This window comes from Leptospira sp. WS58.C1 (genome assembly GCF_040833995.1).
Classification (GTDB): domain Bacteria; phylum Spirochaetota; class Leptospiria; order Leptospirales; family Leptospiraceae; genus Leptospira_B; species Leptospira_B cinconiae.
On the sequence record NZ_CP162137.1, the window covers coordinates 2,103,697 to 2,124,507 of the forward strand.

A 20,811-nucleotide genomic window follows, 5' to 3' on the forward strand; every position below is an offset into this window, starting at 1 on the left:
CCCCCTCGTTATAATTTCTCTAAGGGAGTATAGGCAAGGAAAAAGTTCTTCTCTAGGCTTCCGAACTTGATTTTTACCTTACGGTTTTTGCCCGTGCCCTGGATGGAAATCACATGTCCGAGGCCAAATTGGGCATGTTTTACCCTGTCCCCTTCCCGAATATCCGCTTCTTCGCCCAATGGTTTGGAAGAATTTTCGCTTTCCCGAGTTTCTCTCGAAGTTTCCGGGATTTTGTAAGCCCCAGAAGAAGCAACCGGAGGCCCTTGCGGTCTTCGGACCCCTTTTTGGGCCAGAATACCTTCTTCTCCAAAACATTCCGAGGGTATTTCCGGAAGGAAGCGAGACGGAATTCGGTCTTCTACTTTTCCGAATTTTCGGGAGGTCCTGGAATAACTCAGGTATAATTTCTGCCTAGCCCGGGTTAAAGCCACGTAAAAAAGCCTTCTTTCCTCTTCCTGACCGTTCGGCTCTTCCAAACTCATGAAATGGGGAAAAGTTCCCTCTTCCAAACCGGTTATAAATACCGTCCGGAATTCCAATCCTTTTGCATTATGGACAGTCATGAGATGAACATAATCCGTGAGCTGGGCGGAATCCTCCTCGGAAGTGAGAAGGCTGATCTGATTCAGATATTCTTCCAAGTTGGGAGAATCTTCCCTGGATTCGTATTCCTCGATGGAGTTCACAAACTCACGAACGTTCTCTACCCTAGAAACGGCTTCTTCATCGTGTAAATTTCGTTCCATATAATCCACCCAACCGGATCTTTCCACGATCTCTAAGGCGATCTTAGAAGGTAATTCCCCTTTTTCTTTGCGATCGATCAGGTCCTCGAATAGATGATAAAGTTCTTTTGCTTTTCCTAAACTTGCTTTTTTTAAGGGAAGATCCGGATGTCCAATCGCTTCTAAAAAAGAGATCCCTTTATCCAGAGAAAAAGTCCTGATCTTTTCTATACTGGCTTCTCCGATCCCTCGGGGAGGTGTATTCACAATTCTTAATAAAGAAGTGGAATCCATTGGATTTGCGATCACGTTCAAGTATGCGATCATATCTTTGATTTCGGCCCTATCAAAAAATCGGAAACCACCGAAAATTTTGTAAGGTATCCCGGAAGATCTGAGTCCTTCTTCAAAATATCTGGATTGTGCGTTTGTTCTGTAGAAGATCGCGAAATCTTTGTAATCCGCACCTCGGGACGACCCTGCCCGGATCTTCTTAACTATATCATAGGCCTCTTCCGTTTCATTTTCGAATTGGGAAACGGAGATAGGTTCTCCTAATTCGTTATTTGTGAATAATTCTTTTTCTTTTCTGCCGCTATTATTTGCGATCACCTTAGAAGCGGCACGAATAATCCTGGAAGTGGAGCGGTAATTTTCCTCCAATTTCACTACATACGCGTTCGGAAAATCACTTTCGAAATTTAAAATATTCGAAATATCCGCTCCTCTCCAGGAATAGATGGACTGATCGTCGTCGCCCACCACGCAAAGATTTCCGCGCTCCCCTGAAAGTAAACGTACTAATGTATATTGAGCCTTGTTCGTATCCTGATACTCGTCCACCATGATATAATTCCATCTATCTTGGTAGGACTTTAGGACACCGGGATTTTCTTTGAACAACTCCACGGTTTTTTGGATCAGGTCTCCGAAATCCAGGGCTTGGTTTTTTTTCTTACGTTTTTCGTATTCCTCATAGATGTTTGAGATCATCTGAGAACGATGAGAAAAATTTTCTTTCCGAATATAAGAATCCGAATCGGAGAGTCCGTCCTTCCAAGAGGAAAAGATACCTGTCAAAGAAGAAGGTTTGTATTGTTTCGGATCCTCATGTAGATCCTTGATCACTTGTTTGATTAAGGATTCCTGTAATACGGAATCGTAAACCGTAAATCCGGAAGGCATTCCAAGGTAAGAAGTTTCCCTTCGTAAAATATACAAACAGAGTGAGTGAAATGTTTTGATCTGTACATTCCAAGGAATGGATGGAACTAACTTCGCTACCCTTTCCAACATTTCCGCAGCGGCCTTATTGGTAAAAGTAAGAGCGCATATCGAATCCGTTCTTTTATTCAGGATCAGGTTAGCGATTCTATGGGTGATTACCCTGGTTTTTCCGGAACCTGCGCCCGCTAATATTAAAACAGGACCTTCCAATCTTTCGACTGCGGCTTTCTGCGGATCGTTCAAGCCTTGCACTAGATCAACTGACAAAACAAAATCCCCTAGAATCGGTAGTCGCCGATACCGAAAACGAACTGGAATGCGTTATCCGATTCATATCTTTCGAAAGGTGCCCAGAAATTTCCGGTAGGTTTTAACTTTTGGGCAAAGTAAATACGAAGCGGAAGAACAGGGATCTGGACCCTAAGACCTATACCCCAAGAATATCTCATTCTATCCATTGCAACATTATCCGAGGATAGGATCAATCTTCCCGGATTGTTCAATTCGTCATAGGTTACGTCGGCCTTACGTCCATTCTGCAAATTGAAATTGTTTTGAATGTACCAGCCAAGCGGGTTCGCAGCAATCTGATCCGCTTTATTTTTATCGTAAGATTCGAAATAATCTTTTTTGTTACCTACTGCACGGTTCACCTGTTCGTACAGTGCTCCTCCGTCCAAGAATACGACAAGCCATAGTAAGCTCGGTTCTATCGGAATACGGAGTTCCGTATCGAAGAGGAGACGATGTTGGGCACCGTCTCTCCATTCCACTGGATACTTCTGGTCGTTATAAAACCAACCTCTTAAGGATTCGTAACCGCCGATAATAAGTAAATCCTGGGGACGAATATAAGGGTCCTGGATCGGGTCCTGATTTTGAGATCCCCCCGCCGGAGATCTTTGGAAAATGAAAGTATCGGAAGTCCTAAACTCCTGGACCACTCTCCATCTACGAAGGGCATTATTTCGGATCAAACCTCCGAAAGTAAAGTCGAACCAAGTATGATAATATTCCGCTAAGATCCTATATTGATCGAAGTGGGAAGTTCCACCCAAATACTGCCCTACATTATCCACTTGGAAAAGCAGATCGTATCCGCGAGTGGGAGCAAATACGTTATCTCGTACATCGTAAGCTATACCGTTTGTGATTTGGGAACGGAACTGCCATCCTCTTCTTACGTTAGCCAAAACCGCATCGGACACAAGGGCTGTCGGATTGGAATAAGAATAAAAAGCGGGTGTATATCGGTGGAAGTGAGTCCAGTTGGTTCCAAGCCTGTGGGCTACTCCCATCGTAACCCCTAAACCGTTATTATCATAGGTGGCGTTCTCCACCGTAGGAGCAGTTGTACTATCCGAAATGGAGATCGTAGAAGTGGATCCCAGGAATATCGACCGAGAAAAATAGAACATGGAAAGTGAAAGAGACCAAGGGGTATCGTACATCCAAGGTTCCGTCCAAGAGATCTGGAAGGATCTACGATAAGGTCCGAACTCCAAACGTCCCGACACTTTTTGCCCTGTACCGTTTAAGTTATTTTCTCCGATCTCGGTAAAGATCGTAAATCCTGTGATGGTTCCATAACCCCCGCCCATGGAAACCGTTCCGGTAGGTTGTTCCAATACTTCGATGACAAGGTTCATCTTTGTATCGTCCGAACCGGGTCTCATGTTGAAGTTTACTTCTTTAAAATATCCTAGGTTAAAGATTCTCTCTCTAGAACGGTTTACTAATCCGGAATCGAATAAATCTCCCGGTTTGAATAGTAACTCCCTACGGATCACTTTGTCCTGGGTCTTCTTGTTTCCTTTAATGATTACATTCTCTATCTGCGCCAGATTGTTTTCGCGAATGGTAAAATCCACGTGAACGAATTTACGTCCTCTCAGTTCCGGACTATCTCTATAAATTTCTCGTAATTTACGTATATTTAATTGTTTATATTCTTCCTCGCATGTCTTTCTCTCCAGTTCGGTCCTTCTGGTGGCGCAATTTTCATAATATTCTAAACTTTCCGAATCCAAAGAAACGATCTTTCTTCGGGGAATCACCTGGGCGAAAATATGACCCTTGGAACCGTAGAGCTCGTTTACTGTTGCCCTATCCCTGGAAAATACGGACTCATCGAAAACTTCTCCTGCATCCTTTGAACTGTAATCCAAGGACTTTTCTATCTCCGAGACTGTGAATAAGGGTTTTAATTTATCCTTAGGAGTTTCAGGAGGATTATTCTCTTTATTTAGGAAGATAGGTCTACCTTCCCCGTCCGTACTCATATCATGAGCGACCGTGTATCCGTTAAAATAATACACCTGACCTTCATAAAGTTTGATATTGACTATGATGACTCTTCTGTTTTTCTTTTCCGCGTTTTCCCAGTGGATCTCCCAATTGGTACCTTCTCGGATCAACTCTGAATCCAAGTAACCTTTACTTCTTAAGTAAGCTTGGATAACTTCCTTATCTTTTTCAAAGGAACTCTCTTTAAAATTACCACCTTCGAATAGACCTTCTTCCTTTAACTCCATGAGCCCAAGTAGTTCCGAAGTTTCAATGGTCTCGTTTCCGTAGATATTTATCTTTGCAACCGGGATCTCTTCTCCCTCGTCTATGATAAAACGGACCTTTACTAAGTTCGTCTTAGCATCCGGTTTCCCGAGTTCCACTTTTACATAAGCAAGGAAAAATCCTTCATCTTTATATTTTTGTAATATAACATCCCTAGACTTGGTAACTTTCTGCGGAGTGATCACCTCATTGTCTTTAAGGGGCATCTTATCCCTGAGGTCGGCAGGAAAAACCTCGTCCGCTCCGATAAATTCAATCTCCTTAACCCGAGGTCTTTCCCTAAGGTCGAAAATGACACGGACGCCTCCTTCCACATCTTCCGCCTTTATATCAATAAAGTAGAAGAATCCGGATGCGAATAAGGCCTTTAAATCTCGGTCTATGATCCCTTTGGTGAGAAGTTTCCCTGTTCTCAATTCCAAAAGAGAGCTGATATCCGAATCGGATGTGTTCTTGTTTCCGTTAAATTTTATTTCTTTTACGATCTTTCCGAAATAATCGCTCTTTTTGGAGAAAAGTTGAGAGATCTCGCCGGAGTAAAAAAAGAATCCGCTTACAAAAATAACGGCAAAGGATTTATATATAGATACTTTTCGTTTCAAGGGTCTTTTTGGAATCGCCTTAAGGCTTTATTTAAAATCAAGAAAGCAAAGAACCTTCTCGAAATAAGTCTTTAGATCCACCGAAGAGGATCACTGACCTCCCGGTTGCCGAACCATTGCAAGATTGAATCTTGTTACTCCGGCTTCGTTCACTTTATCGATCACTTTGACGATGGTTTGGTAACTTGCCCCGCCATCCCCTCTGATAATCACCCGATTTTTACTTGGCTCTTTTTTATCTTTGTCGTCGCCCTGGTTCTGGCCATTGAACAATTTGATCTTTTCAGTCAGTTTTTCCAAAGGTACAGGTTCCGTATCTTTATCTAAGAAAATTTTTCCATCCTTATTGACGGTGATTACAAGTTCATCCTTTTTCTTTTCCTGGGCGGTACTGGAAGATCTAGGAAGTTCAATTTTTACGACTGTGGATTTTTCCAAAGTAGCGTTCATCAAAAAATAAATTACAATGAAGCAGATAACGTCGATCATAGGTGCGAGCTCAATCTGCCCTGCCTTAAAACCTCCGCTTTCGCCCCGATTCCATTTTTTGAATTTCATTTTATTTTAAAAACCTAAGCGCCTGCTCGGAAAGACTTTCCATTTCGGAAATCGCATCTTCTTTTTTCTTTTGGAAGAAATTGTGGAAAATATAAGCTGGGATCGCAACCGCAAGTCCCATAGCCGTGGTGATCAATGCCTCACTGATCCCCACTTCCGCTCCCCTGGTTCCGGAACCTTCTGCAAAGGAACGAATGATCCCCAGAACCGTTCCTAATACCCCTAAAAGGGGGGAAATCGTAGCAATCGTAGCTAACGGAGAAAGGAATTTTTCCATTCTTTGGATCTGATTTAATCCTTGGGTCAGGATCTCATCGTCAACGGAAGACGAATTTTTTTTAAACTGTGTGATACCTGCCTGTAACACCTGAGATACAGGTCCTTGGCTGAGGCTTCTTATTAAATCGGAAGCAGAGTCGTAGTTTTTCTCTCTGAGTAGATCTTTTACCCTTCTCCAATCGTCCGGGCTAATAGATTTCCAACGAGAGAAGAAGATCAGCCTTTCTATGATGATTGTAAACCCTACTATGGAAACGAGAAGGATCAGAATAGGTACAGTTTCCGGTGGAATAATGGAAACCAAAGAATCTGTTTTGGCAAGGATCATATCGGCTTGAGGTTCTCCAAGGAGTAGGGTTTCCAACTCGGCTATCCCTGCCAAACGATTTTTAAAAGGAAGTATTCCTTTTTACCGGAAGCAAATTCTGCCCCGGTAAAAAAATGGGAACCCAAGAAGGAGGATTATACCGCCTTCTTTTTGAGCAATTCCTTCGCGTGATGGAGAGCGCCTTTGGAGATATTTTGACCCGCAATCATTCTTGCAAGTTCCATGGTTCTCTCCTCCATTCCTAGAAATTCAGTTTCAGAGACTGTCCTTCCCTCTTTTAATCGTTTACTCACAAGAAGATGATGGTCTGCCGCAGCTGCAATCTGCTGCAAATGTGTGACCAAAATGATCTGGTGAGTTTTAGAAAGAGTTCTTAGTTTTTTTGCTACATCCGAAGCGATCTCTCCACCCAGACCGGAGTCAATCTCGTCGAAAACTAAAACTTTTCCATCAAAATTGGAACCTAGTACACTTTTGATCGCCAGCATCACTCTGGAAATTTCTCCTCCGGAAGCGATTTTACGAAGAGGTCTTGGCTTCTCTCCAGGATTCGGACTAAAATAGAATTCCGCCTGATCCAATCCGAATTCATTTACCAAATAGGATTTTCCCTGGGCCTCCACCTCTCCCTCAGGACTTGTTTCCCAGCGAAGTACTACCTGTAAACCTGCTCCTTTCATTCCTAATACTTCCAACTCGGATTTGAGTTTGGACTCGAATTTGTTCAATACTTCTCGTCTAGATTTGGAAAGCTGTAAGCAGGCTTGGGTCAATTTATCGGCAGCCTTTTTCTTTTCTTTTTCCAAAGAGGTTTTAGAATCTAAATTTTGTTCCAAGGCGGCAAGTTCGTCTTCCGCCTTCTTCTTTGTTTCTAAAATTTCAGAAATAGAATTTCCGTATTTTTTCTTGAGCTTTTGGATCAGATCCAATCTGGATTGTACATGGGATAATCTTTCCGGAGAAAAGAATACCTCTTCCTTTTGGTCCTGGGCGGTAGTATTGATCTCACGGATCGTAACGTACGCCTCTCTGAGGGCGGCATCCATTTCGTTTAATGATTCGTTTAAAACTTTGATCTTGTCGGATGCGGCAAGCACCTTGGGAAAAATCCCTAAAACGGAAGATTCGCTTTCATGTAGGTAACCGGTGATAATATCCAGATTCTCGGCGAGTTTTTCTCCATGGACGAGCAAGTTCTCTTCCTTACTCAGCTCTTCCTCTTCCCCCTGTTTTAGATTGGCGGAATGGATCTCTTCTATCTGGTATTGGAGGATTTCTTTTTTCCGATTCCGATCTGCATGGGATAGTTCCATCTCTTCTAATCTTCTTTTAAGACTTTTATAGGTTAAAAACCCTTCCTTCACTTCTCCTCGTAGAGTATGTAAACCGGCAAAGCTGTCTAGGATATCCAACTGTTGCGCCTTGTCCAAAAGTAAGATCTGGTCGTTCTGATTATGGACTTCGGATAAAATCTCTCCTAGACCGCGAAGCACCTGAGCGGAAGAAAGTGAATGATTGATCTGGATCTTAGTTTTTCCGTCCCGAGTGAACTCTTTTCGGATCACGACCACGGACCCATCGAGTCGGAATCCATGTTCCTGCATCCAAGTTTTGGCAGCAGGATTTTGGGAAATATCGAATTCCGCTTCTAAACAATATTTATCCGAGCCTGTTCGGATATCCATAGTGCTACTCTTGCCTCCAAGTAAGGAAGAAAGAGCATCTAGTAAGAGAGATTTTCCGGAACCGGTCTCTCCCGTAATCGCAGTCAGCCCTTTACTTAAGTCGATTTGAGCAGATTCAATTAATGCGAAGTCTCGAATTGTAATTGTTTGAAGCATGAATTTGTCCTCCCGGCAACAATATACTATTCGTGCGTTTATATACTTTTGTAAACTATTTTTTTGTATAGTATTTTAAAAATTTTAAAAGTCACACGAAAAAGAGAATTTGGAGATTTTTAGAGAATATATGGAAGAATTGTCTATTGAGATCCAATTTCAGGACATATAAGAATTTAGTAATATTTCGAAAATGAAACCGATAGAAGTTCACTAATCACGGATCCTTTTAGCGTCTACAGGTCTTTGCGTGAACAAATCATATTATAATAATTATCACTCGAAGCCGCAAAGAATAGAAGATCTCTTTTTTAGAAACCCGCGTGTTCGTTTGGCTCACCTTGTGCTTCGCTTCGCTTGCATTGCGGCTATCTTCGCTCCCTATAGGTCGCTCGATAGGTCAAAAATTCGTGCCGCAATTTCTTAGCAGGAGGTGAGAGCATGGTCCGAGCCGGATGTAGTCCGGATCGGACGCGGCCTGCCCGAACCGTTTGTATCCTTTTTGAGATCTGGAATGCGCCGATTTTTGATTGCATGAATCGTCCTAGCGGAAACACTGGGTATCGATTTTTCTCTCTGTCGAGGATTGAACGAGCATGGCAAAAAGTTTCAAAGATCTAGACGCCCAGCTCTCCGAATACATCCTCAGCCGCTCCCGCATCTCCGTTCAATCTTCCAGAATGAACTCTAAATTGGAAAAATATGTTCTGCGTATCCTAACAGAGGTTCTGGAAAAATTAGGACAATCAAGATACATTGAGATGTTGTATACGATCACCAAGGAAATGGCTATCAATGGAGTAAAGGCCAACCAAAAGCGGGTTTTTTTCGAAGATCTGGGTTTGGATATCCGGAATCTCGAACATTACGACCAGGGTTTAGCTCAATTTAAACAGAACTTCTCCGAAAAAATGGCCGACGAATACGGGAAACGTTGTCTTGCCAGAGGCGTTTTTGTCAAAATTACGGTCACCTACACTTCCGAGGGTTTAGTGGTTGAAGTCGTGAACAATACTCCTGTGATCGATATCGAAGAAACCCGGATGAGAGAGAAGATGAGAAAGGCGATGGAATATAACGATATCGCCGAGTTCTATATGGACAATATGGACAATACGGAGGGAGCAGGTCTTGGGATTGCCCTAATTATGATCCTTCTCAAAAGTGAAAATATAGATCCGAACTTATTCAGGATCCACACGGATTCCTCCGAAACGATCGCCAGAGTAGAGATCCCTTTCACCGACGATTACGTAACCATTAGAAGTAAGGAAATCAACCAAGTTGGAAATAACAAATAAGACTGCCGTGATCACCGGTTCCGCCGGAGGTTTAGGCAAAGAGATGGCCATTCATTTTGCGAAATTGGGAGCCAATATCGTTCTATCGGATATCTCCGCCGATAAACTTGCAGTAGCCAAAACAGAGATCGAAGCACTTGGCGCTAAGGTCATCGCAGTTCCGACGGACGTTTCCAAGGAAAAAGACGCAATTGAACTCATGGAAAAAGCGGTTTCGGCATTCGGATCCGTGGATATTGCGGTTTTAAATGCCGGGATATTAAGAGACGGTCTTTTGATCAAGGCGGACAAACAAACAGGTAAGGTTGCCTCCAAGATGTCTTTGGCGGAATGGCAGGCGGTAATCGACGTAAATCTAACCGGAGTATTTTTAACCGGTAGAGAGGCGGCAGTCCAAATGGTAAATAACGGTACCAAAGGAGTGATCATTCCGATCGCCTCCGTTTCTATGCACGGGAATCCCGGTCAGACCAATTATTCCGCGGCTAAGGCAGGCGTAGCTGCCATGACAAGGCTTTGGGCGAAGGAACTCAGCCGCTACGGTATCCGTGTCGCGGGAATTGCACCCGGATTTATCGCTACCGAAATGGTAATGAAAGATATGAATCCGGAAGCCCTTAAAAAATGGGAGTCCCAAATCCCGATCGGTAGATTGGGGAGACCGGATGAAATCGCTAACACTGCGGTATTTATCGCTCAAAACGATCTGGTAGATGGAGTCGTTTTGGAAATTTCAGGAGGGGTCAAAATTTGACCCCTTTGTTTCTTTTCACCCTATCTTTAATCCATTAGTTTTCCTTAATTCTTCCACACTTTTGCCCTCAATACTCCCATTTCGCCTATCTTAGTTAGGCTGAAAGCTTGTTCATCTAATAAACGTTTTCCTGAATTAGAATTCCGGCAAATTCGAAGATTATAATAGTACATTTTTCGTTTATTGTTAAATTGGAATATTGAGTTTTTGGGATCTTCTAAACGTAAGAGGCTTCTAATATTCGAAGGATTGAAATTTATAATATTCAATATACGTAAGTTTTAGAGGTTAATAATCCTACATTTGGTAATAAATTATTTTCCATTTTATTTACATAATTATATCATAATTTACACGATTTATAATTTTACAAAAAATAGAGATAGTTTTCGTAAATCCTTGTAAATTTCAAAGGTTATGTTAGAGTGGATTCAAATACAACAGAAGGCAGATTATGGCAGCCCAAAAGTTAGACATTAAAAAAACTCATCTGGATTCTACTATCCGCGGACTTAAAGCAGTAGCGCATCCTGATAGATTAAAAATCCTTCTCCACCTTTCTAAAAAGGAACACAGCGTAGGAGAACTTGTAGACGCACTTGGTATCAGCCAATCAGCTGCTTCCCAGCACTTAAGCAAAATGAAAGAAGCAGGATACTTAGGAAGCAAAAAAGTTTCCAATCAAGTATTCTACTCCATCAAAGACGCAAAATTTAAAGCATTTGCGAAATCTTTACTTCAGATTTTTTCTAGGTAATTAATAATTGGGGGTTCTCTTAAGGGACCCCCATTATTCTTCTTCTTTTCGGATCAGATCCACGTAATCCGCAATCGCAGTTTCCAAATCAGTAAATCCTTCTTTAAAACCGCTGGAGATCAATTTTTGGGTCTCAGCCTTTGTGTAATACTGGTATTTTGCCTTTAAACTCTCCGGCATTTCCATATATTCTATATTTTCCGGTTTTCCCATGGCCTTGAATAATGCGGAAGCGAGCGATTTCCAGGTTTCCGCTTGTCCTCTTCCTACATTATATAAACCGAATTTACGATTTTCTAAAAGATAGAGGCTGATCTTGGCGGCATCTTTAACGTATAAGAAGTCCCTTTTTTGTTCCCCGTCCTTGTAATCCGGACGGTAAGACTTGAATAATTTTAATTTTCCTTCGGAAGAGATCTGCTCGTATCCTTTTAACACTACGGATCTCATATCTCCCTTATGAGCCTCTCCGAATCCGAATATATTGAAATATTTCACTCCGGTGATCTTATCTAAGAATCCTTTTTTTAAGGCATATAGATCGAACATTTGTTTGGAGTATCCGTACATATTAAGGGGTTTTAAAGAATGGATCGGAGCCTTATCGTCGTATCCGAATTGCCCGTCTCCATAAGTGGCTGCAGAGGAGGCGTATAAAAATTGGATCTTTCTACGCAACGATTCTTCCGCTAGGATCTTAGTGTATTCATAATTGTTTCGGATCAGATAAGAAGCATCCGTTTCCGTTGTGGAGGAACAAGCGCCCAAATGAAAGATATGAGAATATTCTTTTAAGATATCGGTGGTTTGTATTTTTTCTAGGAATTCCTCTTTCTCGGAATAGTCAGAATATTGTAAACCTCTTAGGTTTTTCCATTTATTAGTCTTGCCCAAATGGTCGACGATGAGGATATCAGAAATCCCCTGCTCGTTTAGAAGTCTGACTATATTACTTCCGATCAATCCGGCTCCGCCGGTAACGATTACTCGTTTCATTCCGATTCATCCATTTAGTTATAGTTCGCTCGGCAAGTTATCAAGAGCCTAGAGACATTTGGAGACAGGTTCCTATAGTGAATCCAAAAGTCTACCAAATCTATTCTCCACTTGTTTGGAGATTTTAGGATCTTCTTCCAGAACGGGAGGATACCAAGTTTTTAATCTTGCATCCACAAGGATGGGGCCTTGGAAAGAAATATGATTTCGGATGACTTTAGAGTCTCCGAAAATATCCGCAGCAGGTTCGAATCGAGTAAATACATTCCAAATGAAATCATGATCGGATTTTGTAGCTTCCCCCGAATCATCTACTAAGAATACGAATAAAAATCCCTGGGTGATCGCTTCTTTACGAAGTAACTCCAGAGATCCGTCCCCTTTTTTGTATTTTGGTCCGGAAACCACTAAGACCCCAGGACAATATACTTTAGGATCTTTGAATTTAGAATTTTTCAAAGTAGAAGTGATCTTAGGTTTTAATTTTTGGATTTTGGGTCCAACTCCTAGTAATATCGCCTTACTTCCTTCGTTTACTTTCGGTCCTGTATAGTCCAATGTATCTTGAGAAATATTGGAGAAGATATGTAAGTCCGTCTCCGGTTGGAACCTTTCTAGTGCTGCAAGAAGAGTAGTTTTAAAATCCATCAGAGGAACGTCTTGGTCGGTCACGATCAAGAACTTAGTGAGAGATAATTGTCCTTCTCCCAAAATCCTAAGAGCGCCCATAAATGCCTCTTTTTTGTATCTTTCTTTTACGATCGCAGCCGCTAAAGAATGTACTCCGGATTCTTCGTAAGCCCAAATTCCTTTTACCTGAGGCATTACGATCGGGAACATTGGAGATAATAGATGCTGCAGATACTCTGCGATCCAATGATCTTCTTGTGGAGGACGTCCAACCACTGTGGCAGGCCAAATCGCATCCTTACGAGCGTAAATTTTATCCACTTCGAATACCGGATAATCGTGCTTTAATGCGTAATATCCGTAATGATCTCCAAAAGGTCCTTCCGGTCTCCTGATCTTCGGAGGGATTTTTCCGATGAGAGCAAAGTCTGCATCCGCAACGATAGGAAGCGGACTGACCTTTTTATTTTTGACAACCTTCAGCCTTTCGCCTAATAAAAGTGATGCGAGCAAAAATTCACTGATCTCTTCGGGCAGAGGCGCCACTGCGGAAATGGTAAGCGCAGGAGGACCTCCTACATAGATATGAGCCGGTAATACATTTCCTTCCTCTTCCGCCTCGGAATAATGAAACCCCCCTCCTCTATGGATCTGTATATGCATCCCGGTAAGTTTAGGTCCATGGAATTGGATACGATACATTCCCAAATTTCCTTTTCCGGTTTTGGGACTTTCCGTATATACCAAAGGTAATGTGATAAATCTTCCTGCGTCTTTAGGCCAGGATTTTAATGCGGGCAACTCATCCAAACTTTGCAATTCGGAATCCAGAATAGGAGCCTTGTTTACTTTTCTAAGTCCAACCTTTAGAGCGGTCCAGGCAAGGGACCTTGCTTCCCATACTTTTTTTGGAGAAGGGGGCATCAGATGTTTCGCTGTATATGCGATTTTTTGAATAAACTTTTCGGGTTCTTCACCGAATGCGATCCTGATCCTTCTTTCCGATCCGTATAGGTTGGTGGCTACGGAAAATTTTGATCCTTTTACATTTGAGAACAGAAGGGCGGGTCCTCTTTTAGCGACTACCCTTCTCTGGATCTCTGCGATCTCCAGAATAGGATCCACTTCTTCCTTTATTTCTAGAAGTTCTCCTTGTTTAGAAAGTTCTTTTACGAATTCTGAAGTAGATCGAATGCTCATAGTTTTCCTTTTAAATATTCGTTTCATTTTCCAAACCCGGAAGAACAGCGCCGTCTTTGGCCAGGGTTTGTTTGATCTTCTTTGCGATGGAGGATGGAAACTCCGTTTCCAAATTTTTCCAGTTACAGTATTTGATCTCTATAGAAGGACGAATTTTGCGGAAATTCTCCAGGATCTTCTTCTCCGACTTTGAATCCAAATCGGTTTCGGAAACAAAACCTTGGATCTTATGGTGAGTGATCGTATGTTTAAATTTGATCCCTAGATCCGATGGTTTTAAATTCCAATCCAATATAGGATCTGCTTCGTATGGATGTTTGCCTTCGAAAGAAAAAGGCAAAGAATAGATCGTTTTAAAAAATCTTCTCTCCGGGTAACGGACCAGAAGTATACCTTGTTTGGTCTTTAGGATATAAAAACGGATGTTTAAAGGAATTTCCTTTTTTTTCTTTTCCATTTCCGGAATAGATTCTTGTACACCATGTCGGTAGGCCAAGCAGTCATCTTGAAGAGGGCATTCCTTACATAAAGGTTTTGGAATACAGATACGGGCACCCAATTCCATTACAGCTTCATTGTGATCTCCCGGAAATTCCAAATTCAAAAAGGAATCCGCGATTTTTTGTAGGATTGGATCGGCTTTCGGTCCCGACTCTCTGAACATTACTAAACGAGAGAGGACTCTTTTTGCATTTCCGTCCAAAACGGCAAAGGGTAAATTATAGGAAATAGAAAGAATGGCTCGAGCAGTGTAAGGTCCGATACCGGGAAGAGAAAGAGCCTCCTCCAAACTTTTAGGAAATTTCCCACCGAACTCGCTCACGAGTTTTCGGACTCCAGCCAAAAGATTTTTAGCTCTGGAATAATAACCCAGTCCCTGCCAGTAACGAAGTACTTCCTCTTCCTCCGCGATCGCAAGAGCTTCCGGTTTTGGAAATCGCTCTATAAACTTTTCGTAAAGAGGAAGCATTGCTGCCACCCTTGTCTGCTGCAGCATGATCTCGCTTACCCAAGTAGAATAAGGAGTTCTATTTTTTCGAAATGCCAAGTCTCGTTTTTCTTTAAGGAACCAATGTCTCAGCTTTAAATTTGTCTTAGGATCGAATTCATAGCCTGGAGAATCGATTTCTTTTTCTTTCAGACCGGCTCGCATGTATCTGACTATCCAAGCCTTTTACTCCAGGGAGAAAAGGAGTTTTCAAAGTGGATTTGTTGGAATTCCTACAAAAATGTTCGGGCCCCGCCCGTTCTGGGCGGGGGCCGGGTCGGTGGTACACATTTCAAACTTCGATCCAACCAATCCTGCGGTTTCATCTTTTTACTCGGTTGACCTCCACATTGTCGGTCACCGACTCGTCAAAGACGGTCGTCTTCTCGCTCCGAGGGTCGCTGCGAAGGGGGCCGGTCGGTGGTACACACTTCCTCTTATTCAACCTGCCGTATCACAAAAAACTCAAAACAACAAGTAATATTCTAAACCGCAAACTCTGTAGGAGCTCCTACACGAACTCCCTACAGTAAAAATCCTCCGGAAACTTCCAAATCCTGGGCAGTTACCCAAGAGAATTCATCGGATAATAGATTCACAATCACCTTGGCGATATCGTCCGGGCTTCCGATCCTTCCCAGGGCCGTCTGGTCCGCTAAGGGTTGGATATATTCGGGATGTTTATCGAACACTCCGCCTCCCAGATTTGTGTGAACAGGACCTGGCGATACTGCATTCACTCTGATCTTTCTGGGAGAAAGTTCTTTTGCCAAATACTTTGTCCAGGAAGTCAATGCTGCCTTTGAGGCTCCGTATGCGGAATATCCGACAAAAGATCCATGACTGGAAGAACTGGATGTATTCACGATCCTTCCATTGTCCTCCATAAATTTTACAAGTTGTTGTGTGATGAAGAACGGTCCCTTAAAATTTGTGTTTAATATCTGATCGAAATATTCTTCCGTGATCTCCGTAAAGGGCATACCTCCTCCGATACCTCCGTTATTCACCAAGTAATCAAACGTTTTTCTTTTCCAAATCTCTTCCAGGTATTTCTTTGTAAGTTCCGCAAAAGTTTCGAAAGAGGACTTTTGGCTCAGATCTAACTTTAGACAGACCGCCTTCGATCCGTTCTTTTCCACTTCTTTTACGACTTCTTCCGCGCCTTTCTTATCCGAATGATACGTAAGAATGACTCCTATACCCCGTTTCCCTAATTCGATCGCGGTATTTTTTCCGATCCCGTTACTTGCTCCTGTGACAATTGCGACTTTCATAATGTCCTCCAATACTTTGATCGTAAGAGGTTTTTAAAAAATCGTAAAGATCGGATCATACCTTTTTATTGCCTAATCCTACCTTATCATAAGAAAATCGAAATATTATCGGGAATTTGCTTTTGAAAATACGGTTCTATTTTATTATGCTGAAGAATGAAGGAAATCCTTAAAGAGATTGCCGAGCTAACGATCCAGGCGACTACAAAACCGACTAAAACGGCTCTGCCGAGAGTATTACTCATAAAAGGAGAGGTAGCCGAGCACCAACTCGCGGCAATTTACGAGCCGATGATCGGATTAGTAGTGCAAGGTGGCAAAACGATCTCTATAGGAGAGCAGACTATCCACTTAAATGCGGCTTCTTATTTTGTTATATCTTCAGATATCCCGGCGACCGGAAAAGTGCAACAAGGCAAAAACGGCCCTTATATTTCCTTGGGTCTCGAACTGGACCAAGAATCGATCCTGGATTTATTAAACGACCTTCCGAAAGATCCCTCGGAAGAATATGCGAATAACGAATTTATGGCATGCGAAGCTTCCACTGAATTATTAGAAGCTTGGGTCCGAATGTTACGACTTTTGAAAACGCCCGAACATATACCCGCACTGGCACCGATCTATGAAAAGGAAATATTATATAGAGTCCTTCTTAGTCCGCAAGGATGGCGTTTGAGAAAATTCTGCCAAGCCCAAGGTAAAGGTCCAAACGTATACCCTGCCATTCGATGGATCCGAGAAAATTACACAGCCTCCATGGAAATAAAACGACTGGCTGCAAAATCTCGATTAGGCGTTACTACCTTTCATAGACAATTCAAGCAGATCACGGGTCTTAGCCCAATCCAATTCCAAAAACAACTTAGACTTCTGGAAGCAAGAAAACTTTTGGTATATAGTTCCTACTCCGCATCACGAGCCGCCTTTGAAGTCGGATACGAAAGTGTAACACAATTTAATCGGGAATATTCCAGATTTTTCGGAGATTCTCCCGCTAGAGACGCTTCTCATGTAAGAAAAAAAATTGCATTGACGAGTTCCTAAAACTCATAAGAATCCGGCGGATCCATTTTGATGAAGAGAAAGATAAACAAATGCAAACTTCTAAACTCAATCTTATCCTGGCCCGCTTGGTATTCCTTTCCACAGCTCTTCTTTGTTTTATAGGCGTTCTATTAGAACTATGGTATGCCTATCGTCATACCTCTTCCCTTCCGCCAAACGCAGGCTTTACCCGAACATTTGGACCTGGTATCGACGGCTTACTGAATCAATTTTCTTTTTTTACGACTCAGTCTAATTTAATCTTAGGGATCACTACTTTGCTTCTCGCGATAGATTTGGATCGGACATCTTCTTCTTTTCATATTTGGCGTTTGATCGGGATCATTGATATAACGATCACTGGGATCGTGTTTAACTTCGTACTAAAGACTGTGCCTAAAAACGATATCATTGCAGATACTGCCAGTTACTTAGAACATGATTTTGCTCCAATACTTGCTGTATCCGGTTGGATCATCTTCGGACCTGCAAAAACGGTAACCATTCCTAGGATCTTTTTAGCGGGGCTTCTTCCGATCACGTACGCGATATTCACGTTAACCAGGGGTGCGATTCAGGAATGGTATCCTTATGATATCATGGATGTTCCTCGTTTAGGGTATCCGGGAGTAGCTATCAATATCATAGGGATTTTCGTTTTATTTCTGTTGATCGCGGGTTTTTTGGCCTTAGTGGATAGACTTCTATCTTCCAGATTTGGAAGAATCTCTTTCCCAAACAGTTAAATTTCTTCTCATCTGTTTGTAGGAGATCCTATTTACTGCGGAGTCCTGAAAATAGTTTTTGAATTCTTTCTCATCCAGATCCGAGAGATTTTCTTTTTTGAATAGATCTCGGATCTTAAATTCATCTATCTCTGTTTTCCATCCCTTTTTACGGGCCTTGACCTGATTCCAAGGACAGATCTCTTGGCAGATATCGCAGCCGTACACCCATCCGTACAAAGAGTCCACAGTCTCGGACCTATCTTCTATCGTTTTATAAGAAATACATTTTCGAGCATCGATTTTATACGGCTCCAATGCTTTGGTTGGACAAGAATCTAAACAGGCAGTACAAGTCCCACACCGATCCTTTGCTTTTACGGAAACAAAACGGATCGGAAGATCCGTAAAAATTAAACTAATAAAAAAGAAGGAACCGTATTCTTCATGGATCAGGTTGGTATTTTTTCCGATCCAACCTAGGCCAGCTTCTCTTGCTAGGATCTTTTCAGGAACGGGAAGGGAATCCACTCCTTGTCGGAACTTTTGATTCGGATACTTCTTCCTTAAAAACTCCAATAAGCCGGAAGCTTTTTTTCGAAGAACGGAATGATAATCTTCTCCCATTGCATATCTGGAAAAACGGTAAGGTAGATCCAAATTCTCATATTCGGGATCATTGTATAAAGCGCCTAACGCGATCACTGATTCAGGTTTGAACCCGAGTCCTTCCAGCTCTAGTCGAAGGTTCATGTTTTTAGGATACCAATCCATATTTCCATGACGGCCTTCCCGAACCCAATGAAGAATATTTTCTTTGTCCTCCGACGGAACAAAAGCTGGCGCTACGCCGAATAATTGGAACCCAGTCTCCTCGGCGATATCCCTTAGCTCATCCAGAAGTTCTTTACTTTCGAGAAGCATATCTTATTCTTTCTTTATGCAGGAAGGAGAAGAAATATCCTTATATTCTATATCCGGGGGAATTCCCCTCCAGGAACTTTTAAGCGCGGCAAAAGAAGCTGGCTTAGATCTTCCGAAAGAAAGAGCAAGACCACTAGGTAGGATCTTACTCGCAGGACTTTTAGGAGCCCTACGAGGATTTGCGGAGAGAGGACTTTCTCCATTCTTACCTACTCATACATATATTTTTGCCGAGATCGTTTCGGATCTGACGGACGCTTATTCTATCCTATCCCAAGAATCGGATGAAAAAATGATTTTACAAGCCGCTTGCGACTTCGGGATCAAAAAAGTATATCATCTAGAATGGAAATTATACTCTTCCAAAGATTTATTCTAAAATCAAACCGCAAAAAATATAATCGCGGAGAAGGACACGAGCACCACAGCTTCCAAAAGACCTGCCCCGAAATTTTGATCCCTTTCGATTTCTTCCTTCAATGTGGAACCAGGCAGAACGACCCAGTCCGCAAAAAAATGCAAGATAGGAATAATAAGGAATGCAAGTCCCAGATCTAATAGTAACAAAATTCCGGTTTGGTACAAGGATTCGAATTCCCTAAACAATGCTCTGGTAAGTAAGATCCCGATCGCAAGTAATGCCCCGGCAAACGCAGTTCCTGCCGCCAGGTTTTGTTTTTCTTCCAACTCACTCTTAAGTTTATAAGGGACCCAAAGTTTATAATATACGGAGAATAATACCATTCCGATCTGTCCGACCGAAAAGAAGATCACAGAAATAATGGATCCAATAATCGTTTTTTCCACTATCGGAGAAACTGCAATTCCCAACCCTTGTGGAAATACCTTCTCTCCTATATCTCCATTCAATGCTGCTGCGATAAAAAAGGAACTAGCGATCGTTCCTCCGAATAATACGCAAGCTACCGCTATATTTCTTTTTTCGTAGATCTCTTCGATCGCGTCGATCCCGCCAAGGATCAATCCATCATTGATCTTTTGGGAAATTAGTAGCAGCACTACTCCTAAAATAGAGAAGGAAGAAACTTGAAAAAGATCTCCGATTAGGTCCCCTTTTTCTCCGGGGTGAGAAACTATGGTGATAAATAGTATAATGACCCCGATATAATAACCGGATAAACTGAGTGCAAGAGCACTATTATCGGATTTTACTAATTCCTCGTCAAGTTTACGAGGTTCCGTCCAGTCTTTGAGTTTTTTGCCGATGTAAAAGACGAGAAAGCCTAAAACGAAAAAGGCAAAATCCTTACCTAGTAAAGAAATATATTTCCAAACGAAATCCATGCACGACAGATTACTATGCTTGGGTTAAAATTTCATAGCCTTTTTCGGTGACTAGAATGGTGTGTTCGAACTGAGCGGACCATTTTCCGTCTTTTGTGGTCACAGTCCATCCATCCTTTTTAGAAAAAATTACTTCCCAGGTCCCTAAATTCACCATCGGTTCTATAGTGAATGTCATTCCTGGTTCCAGTTTCGCCAGTTTACGGCCGGATCGGTAATGAGGGATTTGAGGTTCTTCATGGAAACCTCTTCCGATTCCGTGACCCATTAGATCTTTGACGATCCCGTATCCTTTTGGGGTCAGATAATCATCGATCGCATTTGCGATATCACTTACACGATTTCCAGGTTTTACCTGTTCTATCCCCACCCACATGGCACGTTCCGCATCTTTGACTAGACGCTCCACTTCGGGAGAAGTTTTACCGCCCACAATAAAAGTACGAGAGCTATCCCCGTGATAGCCGTCCACGATAGGAGTCACATCTACGTTGACGATATCCCCTTCTTTCAGAACATCGATCGCTTTCGGGATGCCGTGGCAAACCACTTCGTTGACGGAAGTACACACAGATTTCGGAAAACCTTTATAACCTAAAGGTGCCGATTTACCTCCATGCTTCTTCGTGAACTCTTCGCAGAGATCGTTGATCGCAAGCGTACTTATACCAGGCTGGATGAACCCGGAGATATAGTCCAGAAGCGCGGCGGCTAATTTGCCCGCCGCCCTCATTTTCTCGATTTCAGTCTTGTTCTTGATGTAGATCAAGAAT

The 20,811-nt window shown here is 42.3% G+C and carries 18 protein-coding genes; 6 read left to right on the plus strand and 12 right to left on the minus strand.

Going from position 1 to position 20,811, the window contains the following annotated elements; all coding sequences use genetic code 11:
- Window positions 1-8: 8 nt before the first annotated feature.
- The 5 genes from AB3N61_RS09660 to recN all read right to left on the minus strand — a co-directional run bounded on the left by AB3N61_RS09660 (window position 9) and on the right by recN (window position 8,134).
- Window positions 9-2,219 (minus strand): ATP-dependent helicase, encoded by a 2,211-nt coding sequence (locus AB3N61_RS09660; protein WP_367897463.1) that lies wholly within the window; start codon window positions 2,217-2,219, stop codon window positions 9-11.
- A gap of 11 nt (window positions 2,220-2,230) precedes the next feature.
- The gene (locus AB3N61_RS09665) at window positions 2,231-5,089 is read right to left on the minus strand and encodes an outer membrane protein assembly factor (protein WP_412758408.1); all 2,859 of its coding nucleotides are present in this window, start codon (window positions 5,087-5,089) and stop codon (window positions 2,231-2,233) included.
- A 129-nt stretch (window positions 5,090-5,218) separates the two neighbouring features.
- A complete protein-coding gene (locus AB3N61_RS09670) occupies window positions 5,219-5,686 on the minus strand; it encodes an ExbD/TolR family protein (protein ID WP_020771597.1) in 468 nt (155 codons plus the stop codon).
- Window position 5,687: 1 nt separating this feature from the next.
- On the minus strand, window positions 5,688-6,293 hold the full coding sequence (locus tag AB3N61_RS09675; RefSeq protein ID WP_367899076.1) for a MotA/TolQ/ExbB proton channel family protein: 606 nt from the start codon (window positions 6,291-6,293) through the stop codon (window positions 5,688-5,690).
- Between the two features lie 134 nt (window positions 6,294-6,427).
- Window positions 6,428-8,134: a DNA repair protein RecN gene (recN, locus tag AB3N61_RS09680; protein WP_367897465.1), complete on the minus strand. Its 1,707-nt coding sequence runs from the start codon at window positions 8,132-8,134 to the stop codon at window positions 6,428-6,430.
- Window positions 8,135-8,730: 596 nt separating this feature from the next.
- Between recN and AB3N61_RS09685 the strand changes: the two genes are divergently transcribed.
- The 3 genes from AB3N61_RS09685 to AB3N61_RS09695 all read left to right on the plus strand — a co-directional run bounded on the left by AB3N61_RS09685 (window position 8,731) and on the right by AB3N61_RS09695 (window position 10,946).
- Window positions 8,731-9,435 (plus strand): hypothetical protein, encoded by a 705-nt coding sequence (locus tag AB3N61_RS09685; RefSeq protein ID WP_020771582.1) that lies wholly within the window; start codon window positions 8,731-8,733, stop codon window positions 9,433-9,435.
- Window positions 9,419-10,189 (plus strand): SDR family oxidoreductase, encoded by a 771-nt coding sequence (locus AB3N61_RS09690; protein ID WP_367897466.1) that lies wholly within the window; start codon window positions 9,419-9,421, stop codon window positions 10,187-10,189. Before AB3N61_RS09685 ends, AB3N61_RS09690 begins: the two co-directional genes overlap by 17 nt.
- Window positions 10,190-10,643: 454 nt before the next feature.
- Window positions 10,644-10,946 (plus strand): ArsR/SmtB family transcription factor, encoded by a 303-nt coding sequence (locus AB3N61_RS09695; protein ID WP_020771579.1) that lies wholly within the window; start codon window positions 10,644-10,646, stop codon window positions 10,944-10,946.
- Window positions 10,947-10,979: 33 nt separating this feature from the next.
- Here AB3N61_RS09695 and rfaD read toward each other — a convergent pair whose 3' ends face one another.
- The 4 genes from rfaD to AB3N61_RS09715 form a co-directional block, all read right to left on the minus strand.
- Window positions 10,980-11,948 carry an ADP-glyceromanno-heptose 6-epimerase gene (gene rfaD, locus AB3N61_RS09700; protein ID WP_367899077.1) on the minus strand — a complete coding sequence of 323 codons (969 nt, stop codon included), beginning with the start codon at window positions 11,946-11,948 and terminating at the stop codon, window positions 10,980-10,982.
- Window positions 11,949-12,014: 66 nt separating this feature from the next.
- Entirely contained in the window at window positions 12,015-13,772 is a 1,758-nt protein-coding gene (locus AB3N61_RS09705; protein ID WP_367897467.1) for a UbiD family decarboxylase, read from the minus strand.
- A gap of 10 nt (window positions 13,773-13,782) precedes the next feature.
- Window positions 13,783-14,925 (minus strand): A/G-specific adenine glycosylase, encoded by a 1,143-nt coding sequence (locus tag AB3N61_RS09710; RefSeq protein WP_020771612.1) that lies wholly within the window; start codon window positions 14,923-14,925, stop codon window positions 13,783-13,785.
- A gap of 359 nt (window positions 14,926-15,284) precedes the next feature.
- A complete protein-coding gene (locus tag AB3N61_RS09715; RefSeq protein WP_020771575.1) occupies window positions 15,285-16,037 on the minus strand; it encodes an SDR family NAD(P)-dependent oxidoreductase in 753 nt (250 codons plus the stop codon).
- Window positions 16,038-16,193: 156 nt separating this feature from the next.
- Here AB3N61_RS09715 and AB3N61_RS09720 point away from each other — a divergent pair, with 156 nt between their 5' ends.
- Entirely contained in the window at window positions 16,194-17,084 is an 891-nt protein-coding gene (locus AB3N61_RS09720) for an AraC family transcriptional regulator (RefSeq protein WP_036091147.1), read from the plus strand.
- Window positions 17,085-17,134: 50 nt separating this feature from the next.
- A complete protein-coding gene (locus AB3N61_RS09725) occupies window positions 17,135-17,830 on the plus strand; it encodes a Pr6Pr family membrane protein (protein ID WP_367897468.1) in 696 nt (231 codons plus the stop codon).
- Here AB3N61_RS09725 and queG read toward each other — a convergent pair.
- Entirely contained in the window at window positions 17,789-18,733 is a 945-nt protein-coding gene (queG, locus tag AB3N61_RS09730) for a tRNA epoxyqueuosine(34) reductase QueG (protein WP_367897469.1), read from the minus strand. The genes AB3N61_RS09725 and queG overlap by 42 nt on opposite strands.
- 16 nt (window positions 18,734-18,749) lie before the next feature.
- On the opposite strand from queG, the gene AB3N61_RS09735 reads away from it, so the two are divergent.
- Complete coding sequence (locus AB3N61_RS09735; protein WP_367897470.1) at window positions 18,750-19,112, plus strand: LIC_11502 family protein; 363 nt, start codon at window positions 18,750-18,752, stop codon at window positions 19,110-19,112.
- 2 nt (window positions 19,113-19,114) lie between these two features.
- Here the strand turns inward: AB3N61_RS09735 and AB3N61_RS09740 are convergent, their stop codons facing one another.
- The gene (locus tag AB3N61_RS09740; RefSeq protein WP_020771617.1) at window positions 19,115-20,038 is read right to left on the minus strand and encodes a DUF350 domain-containing protein; all 924 of its coding nucleotides are present in this window, start codon (window positions 20,036-20,038) and stop codon (window positions 19,115-19,117) included.
- A gap of 13 nt (window positions 20,039-20,051) precedes the next feature.
- Complete coding sequence (gene map / locus AB3N61_RS09745) at window positions 20,052-20,771, minus strand: type I methionyl aminopeptidase (RefSeq protein WP_020771561.1); 720 nt, start codon at window positions 20,769-20,771, stop codon at window positions 20,052-20,054.
- Window positions 20,772-20,811: the final 40 nt, after the last annotated feature.

Bases quoted from the DNA above. Each gene is read 5' to 3' on its own strand.
- AB3N61_RS09685 (WP_020771582.1), top strand. From the start codon at position 8,731: ATGGCAAAAAGTTTCAAAGATCTAGACGCCCAGCTCTCCGAATACATC.
- map (WP_020771561.1), bottom strand. From the start codon at position 20,771: ATGAGGGCGGCGGGCAAATTAGCCGCCGCGCTTCTGGACTATATCTCC.
- AB3N61_RS09675 (WP_367899076.1), bottom strand. From the start codon at position 6,293: ATGATCCTTGCCAAAACAGATTCTTTGGTTTCCATTATTCCACCGGAA.
- AB3N61_RS09710 (WP_020771612.1), bottom strand. From the start codon at position 14,925: ATGCGAGCCGGTCTGAAAGAAAAAGAAATCGATTCTCCAGGCTATGAA.
- queG (WP_367897469.1), bottom strand. From the start codon at position 18,733: ATGCTTCTCGAAAGTAAAGAACTTCTGGATGAGCTAAGGGATATCGCC.
- AB3N61_RS09715 (WP_020771575.1), bottom strand. From the start codon at position 16,037: ATGAAAGTCGCAATTGTCACAGGAGCAAGTAACGGGATCGGAAAAAAT.
- AB3N61_RS09720 (WP_036091147.1), top strand. From the start codon at position 16,194: ATGAAGGAAATCCTTAAAGAGATTGCCGAGCTAACGATCCAGGCGACT.
- AB3N61_RS09725 (WP_367897468.1), top strand. From the start codon at position 17,135: ATGCAAACTTCTAAACTCAATCTTATCCTGGCCCGCTTGGTATTCCTT.
- AB3N61_RS09735 (WP_367897470.1), top strand. From the start codon at position 18,750: ATGCAGGAAGGAGAAGAAATATCCTTATATTCTATATCCGGGGGAATT.
- AB3N61_RS09695 (WP_020771579.1), top strand. From the start codon at position 10,644: ATGGCAGCCCAAAAGTTAGACATTAAAAAAACTCATCTGGATTCTACT.
- AB3N61_RS09670 (WP_020771597.1), bottom strand. From the start codon at position 5,686: ATGAAATTCAAAAAATGGAATCGGGGCGAAAGCGGAGGTTTTAAGGCA.
- recN (WP_367897465.1), bottom strand. From the start codon at position 8,134: ATGCTTCAAACAATTACAATTCGAGACTTCGCATTAATTGAATCTGCT.
- AB3N61_RS09705 (WP_367897467.1), bottom strand. From the start codon at position 13,772: ATGAGCATTCGATCTACTTCAGAATTCGTAAAAGAACTTTCTAAACAA.
- AB3N61_RS09740 (WP_020771617.1), bottom strand. From the start codon at position 20,038: ATGGATTTCGTTTGGAAATATATTTCTTTACTAGGTAAGGATTTTGCC.